We start from the raw sequence: 15,207 nt of genomic DNA, 5'->3' as shown, positions 1-15,207 counted from the left end.
GGGAGGTAAAAACCTGAACGAACACCGTCGTTGTGCACTTTAGCAAAACGGCGGTCCAAAAAAATGTCCGCACGCCCATCTCCGAGATTGCGGCTCTTGATGTGATGGGCCGATTTAGACAAGTTTGTGATCTCTGAGATTGCGTTTTCTTGAGGCAGTGAGGACCACGGGACCGCGGATGCTGCCTATCTGGATTAAAAGTGACAAATTTTCGCGCATGAGTCTAAAGAAGAAAACGGTCAGAATTTTGCGATCCCTGAGACTGCCCATTTGCTTCATCCGGGGCAGGTCTTCGATATTTCCGATCTCAGAGACCGCGGCTTCCGGGATTCCGTCTGAACAACCTCCACATCAGTGTGACGCCATCACAATTTCCCGCACGCCCCAACTTGGGCGTGACCCCATCACATTACTTTTCCACGCATTCCATGGGCAATCGACACGCGCATACCCCGGGGACGCCGATTATCATCTTTCAACAAAGAATCTCAATATCCGCATACCGAGAGTACGCAACAATTGAGCTGACTCATCTGCCCCATTCACTCCTTCAGCCAGTCCCCAATCAGTACCTCATACTCACTCAGCAACTGTTCCTGCTCCACAAATTTTCCGCTAAACCGAATCGTCGCCAGCTCCGTTTGCAAAGTCGAATCGCTGATGCGTCGGTCCCCGGTCCGCCCGGCATCTACCCGGCCGCGATCCGTGATCCACTGCAGGACCCGCTGCGGCGTCTGCAGGCTGAGAAAATCGGGCGCCGCATCACGCGGCAACGCGCCCAGCAAGGTGTCGGCGATGCGAATGCCTTCGCTGTCTAAGTCGCCGAGATACGCCAAACGCAAGCCCCGCGCGACCAATTGTTGCATCAGGCCCACATACGCCTTTTGAAAATCATTCCCGCCCTGATCGATCAGCGGCCAGGTGGGGTGCAGCGTGTGCAACAACACAAACACCCCATTATTTTCCACGACCACGGCCTTGGTCGTCGCCAGCGGATAATTCGCCATTGCCGCGATCTGCCAAGGATTGAGCGTCAACGGCTGGGGCAGTTCAGTCTGGAAAATATTCGCTGCCGTGAAAGCCATGCCGATCAGTTTCGCCGACAGTTCGTTGAGTTGGCCATCCGCAAAATAATGCGCGAGCACCCACTGATAATAGTGGAAAACGGCCGGCGCCTCTTTTGCGTCGTTCAGCGAATGCGCAGTCAGGCCGGCATCGACCGCCTGCTGACCCCGCGGCGGAAGCGGCTCGCCGGCACTGATCTTGGCAAAAAGCGCGTCCAACCCGGCTGCTTCGGGCGGGACTGGATGGCCTGTTGCGGCTTCATACGCCGCCCGATAATCAGTCATCCTGACGCCCCTTCCATGTTGCGACCTTCAGCAGTTGATTGGGATGGAACTCGTTTTTGCGCTTATGGGGCGATGACAACACCTCATAGGCCACGTTGGTCACACCGTCTGCGAGAATCTTGTTTTGTCCGCCGGTTGGCATCGTGGCGATGAAGTTGAAACCAAACCGCGCGATCGTTTTCGTGAAAACACGCGCCGTTTCCGGATCCAGCTTGTCGGCGAATTCGTCAAACATCACGAGATGCGGGGCATCAGGTTTGCTGGCGCGGGCCAGGCGAATCTTCGGCACCAAAAGCAGTGGCAAGACCATCGCCTGCGCCTTTTCCGCGCCGGAGCCGCCCGATTGCACGAAGGCATCATCCACGAGCTCCGGCGTGTCGCTGTCTTTGCGGAAGATCTCGACCTGAAACCGCGACCAGTAGCGTGTGTCCAGCAATTCGTTGGCTTTGGCAAAATAGGCCGCCTCATCGCCGCTACCAATCGTCGTGTCGTGCACCAAGTTGTCGATCAGCGTCCGTACGAATTTTCGCAGTTGCGGCAAGTCGGCATTTTCGGCGCCTTGAACTTCCTTGATTGCCTCGCTGGCCGAGCCGAGCTGGGGAACAAGCGAGATCATCAGGCGAATGCCGTCTGCGGTCTGCACTTCCTCCAACATCTGGTTATAAGTTTGAACATCTTCATATTGATGATTGACGCTTGTGATAGCCGCATTCAAATAATTTTCAAAGGCCATTTCATTGCCGGTGGTCAGTTGCGCCAGCGCCTCATCGATGCCGGCCAAGTCGTCCGTCAAAAGCTGAATCGTTTTCACCAGGTCGATCGGCATGGTGATCAGAACGCCCTGGTACACCACGGTCTCTCGATGAAGGCGCGTCGCCAGGTCCTGATACCCGCGCAACTCAAACAGCGTGTCGAGCGCGGTCTCCTCGTCATGGCCTTGCTTATTCGTACCATCGATGGCGGTACGAATTTTCAGCGGCAGGTCCTGACTGCGATTGGTGTCGATGCGCTTCTTGAACCGGTGCGCGACCTCAAGCAAGCCCGGAATATCCGCGATCGCCAGGTCCGCCGGGGAAAAATCGGCCAGCACCTTGATAGCCGCATTGAGCGTTTCGGTCAAGGCCGTCAGCGCGTCTTTGGCCTCGGCCAGCGCTTTTGTCTGAAAATCGAGTTCGCTTTGCGCGCGGGTGCGCCGATTCTGAAAATCAGCTTGTTGGGCCTGCGTCTGATCGAGCGCTTGTTGTGCCGCGGCAAACTGGCCGGGCAAGGTTTCATCCAGGACCAGCGCGGCCAATTCCGCCTCGGCTACCTCAAGTTGAGTCTGGATGTCCTTCTCTGTTTCGGCGGGTGGATTCTTGGTCAACGTTTCCAGGCTGGACTGTTTGGCGGTCAGCTGATTGGCCAGTTGCGTGTCTTGGCGCGTCAGGGCGGCGAGTTGATCCAGCAACGCGTGCAAGTCTTGCGCCTGGGTATCCAACATCGTCAGCCGGTTCGAGTCAGCAAGCATCGCTTTGAGATCGGGATGTTGATCATGCAGCGTCCTTTGCGCCTCGATGATGGTTGCCGCGTCCTGGTTCATTTCGGCCACGCCGCGTTCGTGGATCTCGTTGTTGTCTTGATGCAGCCCGTCCTTGGCGCGACTGGCAAACCCGACGGCGCGCTTGTCGATCGCCAGCCCCATCGCCCCTTGCATCCCCTGGACCAGGCCAACGTCTTTGGTGGTTTGAGAAAGAGTCTGCTCGAGGTGTTGCGCGTCACTCACCGCCAGCCGATAGCGTGCCAGATAGGCGGAAAACGCCGTCGCCAATGCCGCGCGATCTGTTTGCGCCAACGCATCGGTCAGGTCGTGTTGGCCAGCCGAGGCCGCGTGGAGCTTGGCAGTCAATTCGGCAAGCGGACCTGCCTCGATGGTCTGGCGCTGGGTGGCCATTTCGGCGCGTTGGGCCTTCAGCTCGTCAATTGCCTGATTCAGCTCGCTGATCTGCGCCTGCCGTGTTTCCAGTTCGGTCAAAGATTGGCGCAGGCGCGCGATCAATTGCTGTTTTTCGTGACGCGAGCGGGCGATCTGCTTCTGCGCGGCGAGTGCGTCACGCAGGGCCTCCACCTGGGATTTTTGCTGCGCGACTTGCGCGTTGACCAATTCAAGCTGCGTGGTCAACGCCTCGATCTCCGCCTGGGCATGACCCATGGCGCTTGTCGCTTGGTCGCGCTGATTGATGGCCTTCGCATAATTGCTGAGGGTCGGTGACTTGAGCGCGTTCAGGTTGCCCCAAAACAGATCCTCGCGCATTTTCACCAGGCGCTGCTTGGCGTCGGCCATCCGCGCGCGCATCGCATGCATCTGGTTGAGATCGCGATGGCTTTCAGCAAGCGGGCGAATAATCTGGTCAAAATCGATCGGCTCTTGGGCCTCGCGCAACGCATTTGGAATCGGGGCAAACCGGGCATTGCCACCCGTCAAGATCGGCGACGCCAGCAAGCGGTACGCGTTTGCCAGCCGGCCCAGCGCCTCGCCGGACTCAAAGCCATAGACCTCGCGCGCCGAAAAACTGCGGTAGGCCTCCCAGTCCTTGAAGACCTTCAACTCATCGCCAAACGCCATGTTCTCGATTGCAAATGCATCGCGGTCCAGGCCCCGACCGGCTGTATCGGTCGTCACCAGGGTCAGCGGCGCGTTTGGATCATCCTGAATCAAGATGAACCACCACGTCTGACCGCGGCGCCCGTCCGCCTGCCGGTGCGCGCCGATGCCCAGCGTCACCACGCGCTGGCTGGACCGCAGCCGCATGTACGCGTACCCGGTGCGAATCTGCTGGGCGCCTTTGCCCCAGCCCAGCAGCATCGAGTTGAACGTCCGCTTATCGCGCGCCGTACTGTGCGGGGTGTCGCTACGGCCCACGCTGTCAGTGTCTTTCGCCGAATTAAAAGACGGCGTGGCGATCGAGCCATCCACCAGCACGGGGAAAAAGGCGTTCGCAAGTGTCGTCTTCCCGACCGCGTTTTCACCCAGCAGCGTGACGTTACCGGTCTCCGAAGCGGCAAAATCCAGCTTCACGTATTGGCCAAAGTCGCGCAGGTGAAAATCCCAAGGGTGCAAAAAATCAGTTGCCGTTTCAGTCATCGAAGTCCTCCTGCTCGTCTAAGACCAATTTCAACCGGCCGGCTAAAGGGGTCGCCAGCCAAAAATCGTCGCGTTGATAGGCAAACGCGTTCTCCGTTAGTGCCTGGCGCACCAGAATCGCGGCGACCTCAGCATGCGGATACAGCTGCTTGCCGATCGACCGAATCCGCCCATTCAGCGCCGCATCGGGTAGCCCCTGCCCCAGCGTCTGCGCCACCTTCGCCGCAATAAAATAAGGCCGCGAGCGCAATGGCGTCCGGCTCGCGTCTAAGAGCAGCGCGTAATCATCGCCGATCTCCAGGTAAAATCGATCCAGCTGACGCCACTGCGCTTCGATCTGAATTTTATTGGCGAGCAGCGTCTGCCACAACTCGGGCTGAGCGGCAGCCGCCAGATATGTGTGCTTCAGCAAAAACAGATTCACGCGCTGACTCGCCGTGACTGGGGCCGGCTCCTCTTGCGCCTGCAAAAACAGCACCAGGTTTTGGGCCTCGGCCAGAAAGTCGGGCGAGACATCCCAGTATTCCTCGATCTCCGTTTCTGCCTCGCCCGCATCCATTTCCGGGCGATCCGGCACAAACAATGGAAACCGCGTGACAAACAGATCATCGATGCATTTTCTGACCTCGCGCGCCGTGTGTTCGGGCAGCTGGCTCTGCACGGTGGTGACGATGGCAAGACAGTCCACCACGCCATCGCCGGTGACATCCTGCATCTCAAGCGAATTGACCACCGCCTTGAGCGTCGCCAGTAGGACCTGCACCTCAAATTGCGAAAGCCGCCCCGGCCCCGTCAAAAGCAGGAGGTCGTCTTGAAAGTTCAGTGGCGTCGTCCCGATCAGATCGCGCAGAAAATAATTGATGCGCCGCTGGGTCTCGGGGCGCTTGTAGGCCTCGCGCGCATTTTTGGCCGCCGCGGTCTCATGGTCGGCGGGCGTGCTGGTAAACATCTCCTGATCAAAGAGTTGGTTGATGATCGTTTTTTCCGTGTTCCGTAAGCCAGGCATGTGCTCACCCCTTTTCAAATGTGAACTGGAAGCCATGTGGCAACTCGACGGCAAAGGCTTCGCCGGCCACTTGAAGCTGGACCGGGCCGCTTTCGGTAAGTTGCGTCGCCTCGGTCAGCTGGCGGCCATCCACCGCAAACGCGAGCGGGTCCGCATAATTCGTCGCGCTGTATAAAAAGACGGTCTGGTCCCGTGCCCACTTGGTCTGGAAAAACACTGGCCGGTTGACTTCACCGTGCGCATCATCGACCATCACGAGCCGCCGGAATTCCGCCTGGCCCGCTTCGATGCCCGATGCAAGATCTTCATCATCGACCAATTGCGGGTTGTCCGCCTCGGTGTAGGTCTTCACCTCGGCGTCTTGAAGCGCACGCCGAACTGCCGGCATCGCCCCTGCCTCCAGCAGATCCGTGCGCAGGGCCGTCGCCATTTCCGCCGTGGCGGCCGCCTGTTCACTCGGTGGCAAGATCGCGATTGCGTTTTTCTGGTCCTCAGTCAAACGATCCAGCGGCAGATGACGGGGCAGCTGTTCTGGCATCACGAGGTGGGCACTTTTCGCCAGCAGCGCGTCGATCGAAGTGGTCAGGGTCTTGATATCGACGGTCTGACGCTGGACGTGGTCGTATTCGGCCGTCAGCAATTTGATCATTTCCCACAGGGTATTGAACAACAAGTAGATCGAATCCATGCTGCTTTGAATGGCCGTCGTGGTGCCTTCAAAACTCTGGGCCATGCCCTGCAGCTGGCGGCGAATCGCAGATTCCAGCTCACGGCGCGCAACGAGTTTTGCCTCGTCGTCACTGGTCGCGTCGTGCACATCGATGCTGCCAAGGCCTTTTGAACTGATTGCCAAGGCCGCCACCAGCGCCTCGTCGCGCCCCATGCGCACAATTGCTGGGGCCAACTGTTGCAATTTTTGATAAGCCGGCACCGCCTGTTCGTGGAGCATGGCCTGCAGGTGTTTGGCGACGTCGCCCGCATGATTGAAGGACAGGTCCGTCGCGATCTCGCGCAGGTCGATGTCGAGCTTGCGCATCCCGTTCATCACGTCATGATAGGCCTCCATCATGGTGCCAAACCGGGTGTAAAACGCCTCGATGCTGGTCTCCCACTGCACGCGATCGCGCATCAAATGCACATCAGCCACGAACTCGTCGATGCGCTTGGTCGACGCAACGACGGTGGTTTCCGCATCGATGACTCGCTGCATCGCGGTCAAAAAGGCGATGCCGGCGCTGGTGATGCGGTAGACCGCGGTTTGACTGATACGAAACCGCCCATTGGCCAGCCGTTTGCGAATCATCCGCGAGGTCGATTCCACCAGCTGGACCTCATCGATCAAGACGGTCAGAATGCCGCGCAAGCCGTCAAGCGAGATCACTTCTTCGTCTGGCTGGCGATACTCGTTGTTGTAGGTGCGCAGCAAATACCGCAACGTGATGGCTTCCTCTGCGCTGGCGCCGTCGTGATACAGAATCGCCAAGACCTGCCAGCCGGCCAGCGGATGTTTGGAGCTGCGGCCAAGCGCCATGGCGTTGACCAGGGCGTAGAGTTGATCTGAAAGTGCATGCGCCAATGTGGATTCCTCCTGTTTGTTTCTATGTAGTATCATACGCAATCTGCGCGGAGATTGCAGGATGAACGGCAAATTGTTTGCGACTATTCGGGCTCAAAAAGGTTTGCGGAAGATGGCGGGCTGTCCCCGACCAGAAATTAGCTGGAACGCTCCCAAGCAACTTTGAGCCCGCTTAGACCGCGGTCTCAAAGCTTGCTTTCGGTGTAAGCGGCACGCCGCTAACACCGACGAGGGGGCTTGCTCTTGGCGTTAGGCATTTATGCCTTACGCCAAGACAGGCGAAGCGAGCCATTTCTGGTCGGGGCCAGCCCTCAGTTTGATTCTTTGATGAGATAATCGATCATTTGGCTACCCAACGCCTCAATTCCTGTTTGCCGATATACACCTGCACTTTCCATACTATCTCAAAGATGTCTCCAGATTATGGCATAACAATCGCTGCGGTCCTCTTCCAACACAATCAAATCAATTATCCGCGCACCCAGCGTAGCGCCCGGCCTTTCGCTTCCCAACAAAAAAGATCCGGCCGCAGCCAGATCTTCTTGAGAACAATTTTTAAATTTAGCTTCCAGTCAAATCGCATTGCCGAACGTCCGACTTTTTGCAACCTTCCGCTATTCTTTTCCTGCCATTTCGACGGCGGCCTTCATCATAGGGTCGTCGGTTTGGAATTTGGCGGAGAGGCGGCCCATCAGTTGGGTGATGGTCTTTTGATCCGCGAGGCCGGTCTGGGTCAGGCCTTCCGCTTTCTGGAAGGCTTTGACCACTGATTCGGTGGTTGGGCCGTAGAAGCCGTTAGTGGTGCCTTTGAAGTAGCCGAGCGCGGTGAGGATCTGCTGCATGTTGCGCACGTCCGAGCTTTCGTCTTCTGGTTTCAGCGAGGTCGCGCTGATCGCGTTGATGGTGGCGTAGGCCGGGTACGCCACTTTCTTGGTCGGGGTCAGGCCTTTTTTGTTGATCCAGTTGCCATCCGGCGTCAGCCATTTGGCAATGGTCAACTTGATCTCAGCGGATTTGCTGAGTGAGGCGACATTTTGCACGAGGCCCTTGCCGTAGCTTTGCTGGCCGATCAGCGGGACGCCGGCGGATTCGTTGAGGGCCGCCGACAGAATCTCGGAGGCCGAGGCGGAGTTGCCATCGATCAAAACAGCGAGTGGTTCGGTGACTTTGAAGCCGCCATCCAGTTTTTCACTGGCCTTATCGATCTCTGGGTCCCCTTCGCGCTGCTGAATCTGGACGATGGTCTTGCCGTCCTTCAGGCACATCGAGGCAATCGACAGGGCCGCCGTCAGTTCACCGCCCGGATTGCCGCGCAGGTCGATGACAAAGGATGTCGCGCCTTCCTTGCGCAGCTTCTTCACGGCCTCCTCAAATTGGTTGGCGGTCGGTTCGGAGAAGGTGGCGATGGTGATGACGCCGACTTTTTTGTTCTCGGGACTGAGCGCAGAGGCCACGGTGTCGGTGGTGATCTTCGCACGCGTCATTTCGATGGTCATGAGCTTGTTGTGGCGCTTAATGGTCACCTTGACTTTGGTGCCGACCTTGCCGCGAATTTTCGCCACGGCTTCGCTGGACGACTTGCCCACGACCGAAGTGCCATCGACAGCCATCAGCTGGTCACCGACTTGCAGATCCGCTTTCTTCGCGGGGGTGTCCGGCATGATGCTTTCGATCAAAAGCTGCTTGCCGGTGTCCTGAATCGTCGCACCGATGCCGCCAAAGGTTGCGGACAGGGTCGAATCGAGGTCGGCCTTGTCGTCTGTGACTAGCAGCTCGGACCATGGATCATTGAGACTGCTGAGCATGCCGGAGATCGCGCCATTTGCCAGGGTCGAGCCTTTGACATTTTTATAATAGCTGGCCTGAATGGTCGCGTAGGTGGTGACGACCGACTGGAGCTCTTTTGGCACGCCGGTCACGACAGTCGCGGCCTGCTGCTGGGTGACTGGGGCAACGGCGTACCCGATGACGCCACCGGCTGCGAGGCCACCTGCCAGGCCGACGCCAAGGAGCCACGCCGGAATCTGGATACTACGATGTTTTTTCTTATCAGCCATCAGCGGCCTCCTAATTCATGTTCGTCTGAGAGATAGTCGTGCCAAACGGAGTCAAAAATATCCATGCTCGGCAGGTAATTGCCGTTGTACTCCAAATATGAGGAAAGCTCCTCGAAATCCGTCGCCTGCTTGGGAAAGGCCTGGTCCAAAAAGGCGTTCTGGGCAAAATTCGCGACTTCCCCATGGTCATTGGGATTGCGTTTGGTCATCAGGTATTGATAAAAAGTCTGGCGCATTAGTTCTCCTTCCAGTTCGCATCGATGAACGACTGGCGCTGGGCATGCTCTGCCGCATAGCGCCGCGGATTGTGACGGTAGAATTCCTGGTGATAGTCCTCAGCCGGATAAAATGGTTTGGCGTCCTCGATCGTGGTGACGATCGGGTCGGTGAAACGGCCACTTGCGACCAAGGCTTCTTTGGACGCCTCGGCAATGGCACGCTGAGCCGAATTTTGCACAAAGATCACCGGGCGATAGTTGTCGCCGCGGTCTTGGAACTGGCCCATCGCATCGGTGGGGTCAGTTTGCTCCCAGTAGACTTCGACCAGTTGCGCGTAGCTGATAACGGCCGGGTCAAAGGTGATCTTGACCGCTTCGGTGTGGCCGGTGGTGTGACTTTTCACTTGTTCATAGGTCGGATCGGCCACATGCCCGCCTGTGTATCCGGACAACACATTGAGGATGCCTGGCTGGCTCTCGAAGGGCTCGACCATGCACCAGAAGCAACCACCGGCAAAAATCGCAGTTTCAGACATTTTTCTCTCTCCTCAGTATGGACATGTGGGGGCGCGTGACGACCGGGCTTGGGCCTCATCGGTGACCGGCCACATTGGCGAGCGCGAAGACCCGAGACCCGGTTACTTTTTCGCCGGCAGGTACACGGCAAATTCGATCGCGTCATGCGTCAGATCCAGCTTGTTGGCTTTGATCTTCATGCCACTGGCCATTTCGAATTTACTCAATTCTAGCACGACCGTTTCCTTCTTGTTATTCAGGCTGACCCATTTCGGCAATTTATACGTGCGGCCGACATAACCCAGCACGTATTCCACCGGCACAGACAGCGAACCGACATTGAGCTGGCGGGCCTTGAGCTCGACGTCCCCGTTGGCTTTGACCAGCGGATCGAACAGCAGGGAGAATTTCACGGTCGCCCCGAAAAATTTGAAGTTACCGGCCAAAACGGCGTGGTCCCCCACCGTCAATGTATATTTGATCGTGCTGGATTTCAGATAATCCTTCAGATAGTAGCTGATGATCGAGTTGACTTGGCGTTTGGTCAGGTCAACGGTGAAGGCCGGCTCACTTTCAGTCGCCGTTTTCGCCGTGGTGGTCTGGCTGGTCGGCGTTTCATATGGCGCGGCGACCCGCACGGTGAACCAGATCGCGCTTCCCAGAATCAGGCCGATCAGCACGAGCGCCAGCCATTTCCACCAGCCCCCCGGACGCCGGGTCGGTTTGCCAGCGCCGGTGCCCGCGGGCTGCGTAGCGTTTTGCTTCTTAGCTTGCTTTGCGGCCTGCGATTTATTTTGCTTGCGCGTTTGACGTGTTTCTTCCATTGTCACTGTTACTCCCATTCCTTTGCGGTGTCCTGCATCACGGTCCACAGCTGCTTGGTCATGGCCGCATAGCCCGCGTTATTCGGGTGAAAATGATCTTGGTCAAAGATCAGCGGGTTGGCATCATCGTCGCCTTCCGCGGCTTTTTCCAGACTCGACTTGGCGGACTTGGTGGTGTCTTGGGTGCCGCCATCGGACAGGACGCTATCGATGTCGACATAATGAATTTTCTTGAAGCCATCGATCGTCTGCTGGGTCGATTTATTCCATGACTTCACGCTGTCTTCCATCGCGGTGATCTGCGGAAAATAGACATAAAACGGATTGTAGATTCCGAATACATAGATCGGTGCAGCGGCGTTCAAGCTGCGCAGTTCCGTGAGCAGCTTCGCCAGCCGTTTTTGAAACGCGGTGTTGCCGGTCGCGATATCCTTGCTGGTAATATCAAAAAAATGATTCTGCAACACATGCATTAGGTCGTTGCCACCCACCGTGACGGTGATGATGTTGGCCTTTTTCATATCAGCGCGGAGCTTTTTTTGCTCGACCACGCGCTTCATGATCTGACTGGAGGTGTCGCCGCTGTGGCCGTAATTGGTGGTGCTCACGTCGTAATCGCCGGCGCTGGCCAGGTCGGCCTTCAGCAAGGCCACATACCCGCCGGATCCGGTCGCATCCCCGACCCCGTATGTCAGAGAGTCGCCGACCGCGGCCACCCGCATTTCTTTGACGCTGCCAACTTGGCCGTGCAGTGTTTCCGTTTTCGCCCCGGGCCAGGTCAACTGTAGCGCGACCGCCGCGACCAATGCGGCAACGACAAGCACCGCGACTTCTTTCAGTGGTTTTCGCCAGTTCAAGATGGCAGACTTCCTTCCTATTAATATATCTACTTAGTGTAACGCAACTGGCGGGTCGGTGGGCAGGCTGCAAGCGAGATTTATCCCTTTTGTGCGAAAAATTGGCAGAAGCGGCCGGCCATGCGTGTGCCACTGAGGCCGCGCCGTGGCCGGATTTTTCGCATAAAAATAGTCCGGAACAAAATTGTCTCTTGTCCCAGACTATTTTTCGCGGATCAGCCCACGTAATACATGATCGCAAAGGCGCCATCGCCGGTATGGGTGGCGATCACTGGATCCGTTGGCCGAAGCATTGTTTCGACATACGGCACTGCCGCGCGGAGCTTGGCCGCGATCTCCTCGGCCATTGACTTCCCGCCAGCATAGGAAACGCCGATTGCCTTCACATCGGTCATTGTCTTGAGCTTGTCGGCAACGCTATCGACGAACTTCACCAGCGTTTTGGTCCCGCGGCCCTTTTGCAAGGCGTTGAGCTCCCCGTCTGCGACCTGTAGGATGACCTTGATGTTGAGCAGTGAGGACAACATCCCCGACACGCGGCTGATGCGGCCGCCCTTGACCAGGTTGTCGAGGGTCGACACGCCAAGGACCAGCGTGGTGTGATCGCGAATGGTGGCCATCGCCTTGAGGATGTCCGGCATCGTCTTGCCATCTTTGATCAAGCGGGCAGCGGCCAACACCTGAAAGGCCAGCGCGCGGTCCGTGAACGTGGAATCGATCACGGTGACATTGCCCTTGCAGATCTCAGCTGCCTGGCGTGCGGAATTGACCGTGCCCGAAATGGCTTCGAGCATGTGAACGGACAGCACTTCACTGCCGTCTTCGGTCAGCTTATCGTAAACATCAAGGAAGGTGCCGATCGGTGGTTGCGAGGTCTTCGGCAAGGCAGAAGCCGCCGCCATTTTGTCCATGAACTCATCGCGCGTGATGGTCTCCCCATCCACGTAAACGGTGCTGTCGATCATGATGGTCAGCGGCACCACGGTAATGTCCCAGGTCTCGATCTCCTCTGGCGTCAATTGAATGGACGAATCGGTCACAAGTTTGATTTTAGCCATACAGTACCACGCTTTCTTTCCGGTTAAATAGCTTAACAACAGTATAGCAAAATCGGTTCTCTTTGTCAGTATCAAATGATGTCGTTTTAAAAACCAGATGTAATTCTTGTGAAGCTAGCTGACGTTTCCACGTTGTAATAACATGACAGCTTAATATAGTTTTAAAGACTAGATGCAATTGTCTGCGTGTCATCTTCGTGGTATCATGAACTTGCAAAACAGAAACACGGTCAATGGAGGCAGGAAGATGCAGATGAAGCTGAAATCGCATTCGCAATATTACACATTCAATGATCAGATGATGTCAGCCACGACGCACGCGACGGCGCTGGGCATGTCGATCGTCGGCACCGTCGCGCTGGTCGCAAAGGCTGGCAGTGATCCGCTTCGCATCATCAGTTTTCTGGGCTTTGGCCTGGCGCTGATCACGCTGTACGCCGCCTCGACCGCCTTTCACGGGTTCTACTTCACCAAGGCGCGCCACATCCTGCAGGTGATGGACCACAGCGGCGTTTTCATCCTGATTGCCGGGTCCTATCTCCCCTATTGTTTAGTCGCGATCGGCGGGGGCCTTGGCATTGGCCTCTTGATCGCGATCTGGGCGTTGTGCCTGGCTGGCATCCTTTACAAATGCTTTTTCCTCGGTAAATTAAAAGGCTTTGAGACTGCGATCTATGTGATTCTTGGCTGGATGTGCTTGATCGGCATGCAGCCGCTGTGGGCGCACATGGGGCCATGGGGCTTTTGGCTGCTGGTCGCAGGCGGCGTCGCTTATACAGTCGGCGCGGTCGTTTACTCGCAGCGCCAAATTCCTTACATCCATGTGATCTGGCACCTGTTCGTCATGATCGGCTCGGCGTGCATGTACGCGTCGATCTACCTATTTGTTTGAGGGTGGTGCACGGATCAGGGCCACGATAAATTATCTGAATTCAAAATGGCCAGCGACGATTTTGTTGCTGGCCGTTTTTATGCTTGATGTGTGCGATGCGGTGGCATCAGGCTTTCGCTCGCCTCGATCACGACAGCTGTGCCCCCTGCGTTTACCAACTATTTTCCACCAAAAAAGCGGCCCCCAAAATACGGAGGCCGCTTCATTCGCATCCAGCAATATCGATCAGTGTTTCCGATTCCACCGTTCAAAATCGTGTGCCAAGGCAGGATCCGCGTTGGCGACATGGCGGCTGGAATTCAGCTCAAACTGCGCCCAGTCCAGCGGCGGCATGCGCACATCCCCCGTGAAGGTCCCGGCGATGCGGGTCACTAGCAGCGTGTCGACATCGTCTTTGAAAAGCGTGAAGATCTGCGCGCCACCGACGATCATCAAATTCAGCTCCGGGTGCGTGCTGGCATAGACCAGAACATCCGCGCGCGAGTGAAGCACCACCGCGCCTGGCGCCGAATAGTCGGCGTCACGCGTCAGGATGATATTGGTGCGCTCAGGCAGTGGCCGCTTGGGCAGGCCTTCATACGTGCGCCGGCCCATCACGACCAACTGCCCCTTTGTCACCTGATGGAAAAATTCGAGGTCGTCCTTTAAATGCCATGGCAAGTGGCCATCTTCGCCGATCAAACCGGTGTGGTCCTGTGCCCAAACAAATGCGATCATTGCGATTCCCCCTTTTTCGTTCAGTATACCGCGCGGCTTGGAAAAATTGTGTGCAGACGACTCACACCGCGACTGGCGCCTTGATCGCAGGATACGGATCGTAGCCAACGACCTTGATATCCGCCATCGTAAAATCCTCGAGGCGCGTGATTGCCGGGTTCAGCTGCAAGGTCGGCGCTTGGCGCGGGGTGCGGCTGAGCTGTTCTTCGATCTGCGCGACATGATTTTTATAAATATGCGCGTCGCCAAATGTGTGCACGAACACGCCCGGCTTGAGACCGCAGACTTGCGCGACCAAACTCAACAGCAACGCATACGACGCGATGTTGAATGGCACGCCCAAAAACATGTCCGCCGAGCGCTGGTACAGCTGGAGCGAAAGCCTCCCGTCATTGACGTAAAACTGATACAGCGTGTGGCACGGCGGCAGGGCCATTGTCGGCACATCTTCCGGATTCCACGCCGACACGATCAGGCGCCGCGAATGCGGATTTACTTTGATCTGCTCGACCACGTCCCCGAGCTGGTCGATGGTCTCGCCGGTGCTGGTGCGCCAGGCCCGCCACTGACTGCCATAAACATTGCCGAGGTCGCCGAATTTGGCCGCGAACGCATCATCGGTCAAGATCAGGTCGTCGAATTTGGCTTTTTGCGCCTGGTAGGCCTCGTTGAACGCCGGGTCGCTCAGGTGGCGGCGGCCAAAATCGGTCATGTCTGGCCCATCGTAACTGTTATCCGTCACCCATTTTTTAAACGCCCATTCATCCCAGATGTGGTTCTTGTGTTGCAGCAAAAAGCGGATGTTGGTGTCGCCATACAAAAACCAAAGGAGCTCACTTTTGATCAGGCCAAACGCGACTTTTTTCGTCGTCAAAAGCGGAAAGCCTTCGCTCAGATCAAAACGCAGCTGCGCGCCGAATTGGCTCAGCGTGCCGGTGCCGGTGCGGTCCTCTTTGAAGTCGCCGTGGTCAAGAATCTGGCGACACAGATCCAGATAAGGTTGTTCAAGCGCCATG

13 protein-coding genes are annotated in these 15,207 nt (G+C 57.0%); 1 reads left to right on the top strand and 12 read right to left on the bottom strand.

Features of this window, described 5'->3' with window-relative positions; genetic code table 11:
- Positions 1-542: 542 nt before the first annotated feature.
- The 10 genes from EKM95_RS05685 to EKM95_RS05640 all read right to left on the bottom strand — a co-directional run bounded on the left by EKM95_RS05685 (position 543) and on the right by EKM95_RS05640 (position 12,582).
- Positions 543-1,349, bottom strand: coding sequence for a DUF2399 domain-containing protein (locus tag EKM95_RS05685; protein ID WP_125696880.1), 807 nt, complete (start codon positions 1,347-1,349; stop codon positions 543-545).
- Positions 1,342-4,470, bottom strand: a complete 3,129-nt coding sequence (locus tag EKM95_RS11790; protein WP_225423188.1) for an SbcC/MukB-like Walker B domain-containing protein — start codon at positions 4,468-4,470, stop codon at positions 1,342-1,344. Before EKM95_RS11790 ends, EKM95_RS05685 begins: the two co-directional genes overlap by 8 nt.
- The gene (locus tag EKM95_RS05675; RefSeq protein ID WP_125696879.1) at positions 4,463-5,476 is read right to left on the bottom strand and encodes a hypothetical protein; all 1,014 of its coding nucleotides are present in this window, start codon (positions 5,474-5,476) and stop codon (positions 4,463-4,465) included. Before EKM95_RS05675 ends, EKM95_RS11790 begins: the two co-directional genes overlap by 8 nt.
- A gap of 4 nt (positions 5,477-5,480) precedes the next feature.
- On the bottom strand, positions 5,481-7,052 hold the full coding sequence (locus EKM95_RS05670) for a hypothetical protein (RefSeq protein ID WP_125696878.1): 1,572 nt from the start codon (positions 7,050-7,052) through the stop codon (positions 5,481-5,483).
- A 614-nt stretch (positions 7,053-7,666) separates the two neighbouring features.
- Positions 7,667-9,109, bottom strand: coding sequence for a S41 family peptidase (locus EKM95_RS05665; protein ID WP_125696877.1), 1,443 nt, complete (start codon positions 9,107-9,109; stop codon positions 7,667-7,669).
- A complete protein-coding gene (locus EKM95_RS05660; protein ID WP_125696876.1) occupies positions 9,109-9,345 on the bottom strand; it encodes a YozE family protein in 237 nt (78 codons plus the stop codon). The genes EKM95_RS05665 and EKM95_RS05660 overlap by 1 nt, the downstream gene beginning before the upstream one ends.
- Positions 9,345-9,863 carry a peptide-methionine (S)-S-oxide reductase MsrA gene (gene msrA / locus EKM95_RS05655; RefSeq protein WP_125696875.1) on the bottom strand — a complete coding sequence of 173 codons (519 nt, stop codon included), beginning with the start codon at positions 9,861-9,863 and terminating at the stop codon, positions 9,345-9,347. The genes EKM95_RS05660 and msrA overlap by 1 nt, the downstream gene beginning before the upstream one ends.
- A 102-nt stretch (positions 9,864-9,965) precedes the next feature.
- Positions 9,966-10,667 (bottom strand): YpmS family protein, encoded by a 702-nt coding sequence (locus EKM95_RS05650; RefSeq protein WP_125696874.1) that lies wholly within the window; start codon positions 10,665-10,667, stop codon positions 9,966-9,968.
- An 8-nt stretch (positions 10,668-10,675) separates the two neighbouring features.
- Positions 10,676-11,524 (bottom strand): SGNH/GDSL hydrolase family protein, encoded by an 849-nt coding sequence (locus tag EKM95_RS05645; RefSeq protein WP_225423187.1) that lies wholly within the window; start codon positions 11,522-11,524, stop codon positions 10,676-10,678.
- A gap of 215 nt (positions 11,525-11,739) precedes the next feature.
- Entirely contained in the window at positions 11,740-12,582 is an 843-nt protein-coding gene (locus tag EKM95_RS05640; protein WP_125696873.1) for a DegV family protein, read from the bottom strand.
- Between the two features lie 253 nt (positions 12,583-12,835).
- Here EKM95_RS05640 and trhA point away from each other — a divergent pair, with 253 nt between their 5' ends.
- Positions 12,836-13,474, top strand: a complete 639-nt coding sequence (gene trhA / locus EKM95_RS05635) for a PAQR family membrane homeostasis protein TrhA (RefSeq protein ID WP_125696883.1) — start codon at positions 12,836-12,838, stop codon at positions 13,472-13,474.
- A gap of 225 nt (positions 13,475-13,699) precedes the next feature.
- Here the strand turns inward: trhA and EKM95_RS05630 are convergent, their stop codons facing one another.
- Positions 13,700-14,191, bottom strand: coding sequence for a dihydrofolate reductase (locus tag EKM95_RS05630; protein WP_125696872.1), 492 nt, complete (start codon positions 14,189-14,191; stop codon positions 13,700-13,702).
- 61 nt (positions 14,192-14,252) lie between these two features.
- Positions 14,253-15,206: a thymidylate synthase gene (locus EKM95_RS05625; RefSeq protein WP_125696871.1), complete on the bottom strand. Its 954-nt coding sequence runs from the start codon at positions 15,204-15,206 to the stop codon at positions 14,253-14,255.
- Position 15,207 lies beyond the last annotated feature (1 nt).

The sequence above is a fragment of the Lacticaseibacillus yichunensis genome, from assembly GCF_003946405.1.
GTDB classification, from domain to species: Bacteria; Bacillota; Bacilli; order Lactobacillales; family Lactobacillaceae; genus Lacticaseibacillus; species Lacticaseibacillus yichunensis.
Note: the sequence above shows the minus strand (reverse complement) of the source record. Positions and strands in the feature narration are given on the sequence as shown.

Coding starts and splice junctions, on each gene's coding strand:
- EKM95_RS05685 (WP_125696880.1), bottom strand. CDS start 1,349: ATGACTGATTATCGGGCGGCGTATGAAGCCGCAACAGGCCATCCAGTC.
- EKM95_RS05660 (WP_125696876.1), bottom strand. CDS start 9,345: ATGCGCCAGACTTTTTATCAATACCTGATGACCAAACGCAATCCCAAT.
- EKM95_RS05665 (WP_125696877.1), bottom strand. CDS start 9,109: ATGGCTGATAAGAAAAAACATCGTAGTATCCAGATTCCGGCGTGGCTC.
- EKM95_RS05630 (WP_125696872.1), bottom strand. CDS start 14,191: ATGATCGCATTTGTTTGGGCACAGGACCACACCGGTTTGATCGGCGAA.
- EKM95_RS05675 (WP_125696879.1), bottom strand. CDS start 5,476: ATGCCTGGCTTACGGAACACGGAAAAAACGATCATCAACCAACTCTTT.
- EKM95_RS05650 (WP_125696874.1), bottom strand. CDS start 10,667: ATGGAAGAAACACGTCAAACGCGCAAGCAAAATAAATCGCAGGCCGCA.
- EKM95_RS05640 (WP_125696873.1), bottom strand. CDS start 12,582: ATGGCTAAAATCAAACTTGTGACCGATTCGTCCATTCAATTGACGCCA.
- EKM95_RS05625 (WP_125696871.1), bottom strand. CDS start 15,206: ATGGCGCTTGAACAACCTTATCTGGATCTGTGTCGCCAGATTCTTGAC.
- msrA (WP_125696875.1), bottom strand. CDS start 9,863: ATGTCTGAAACTGCGATTTTTGCCGGTGGTTGCTTCTGGTGCATGGTC.
- EKM95_RS11790 (WP_225423188.1), bottom strand. CDS start 4,470: ATGACTGAAACGGCAACTGATTTTTTGCACCCTTGGGATTTTCACCTG.
- trhA (WP_125696883.1), top strand. CDS start 12,836: ATGAAGCTGAAATCGCATTCGCAATATTACACATTCAATGATCAGATG.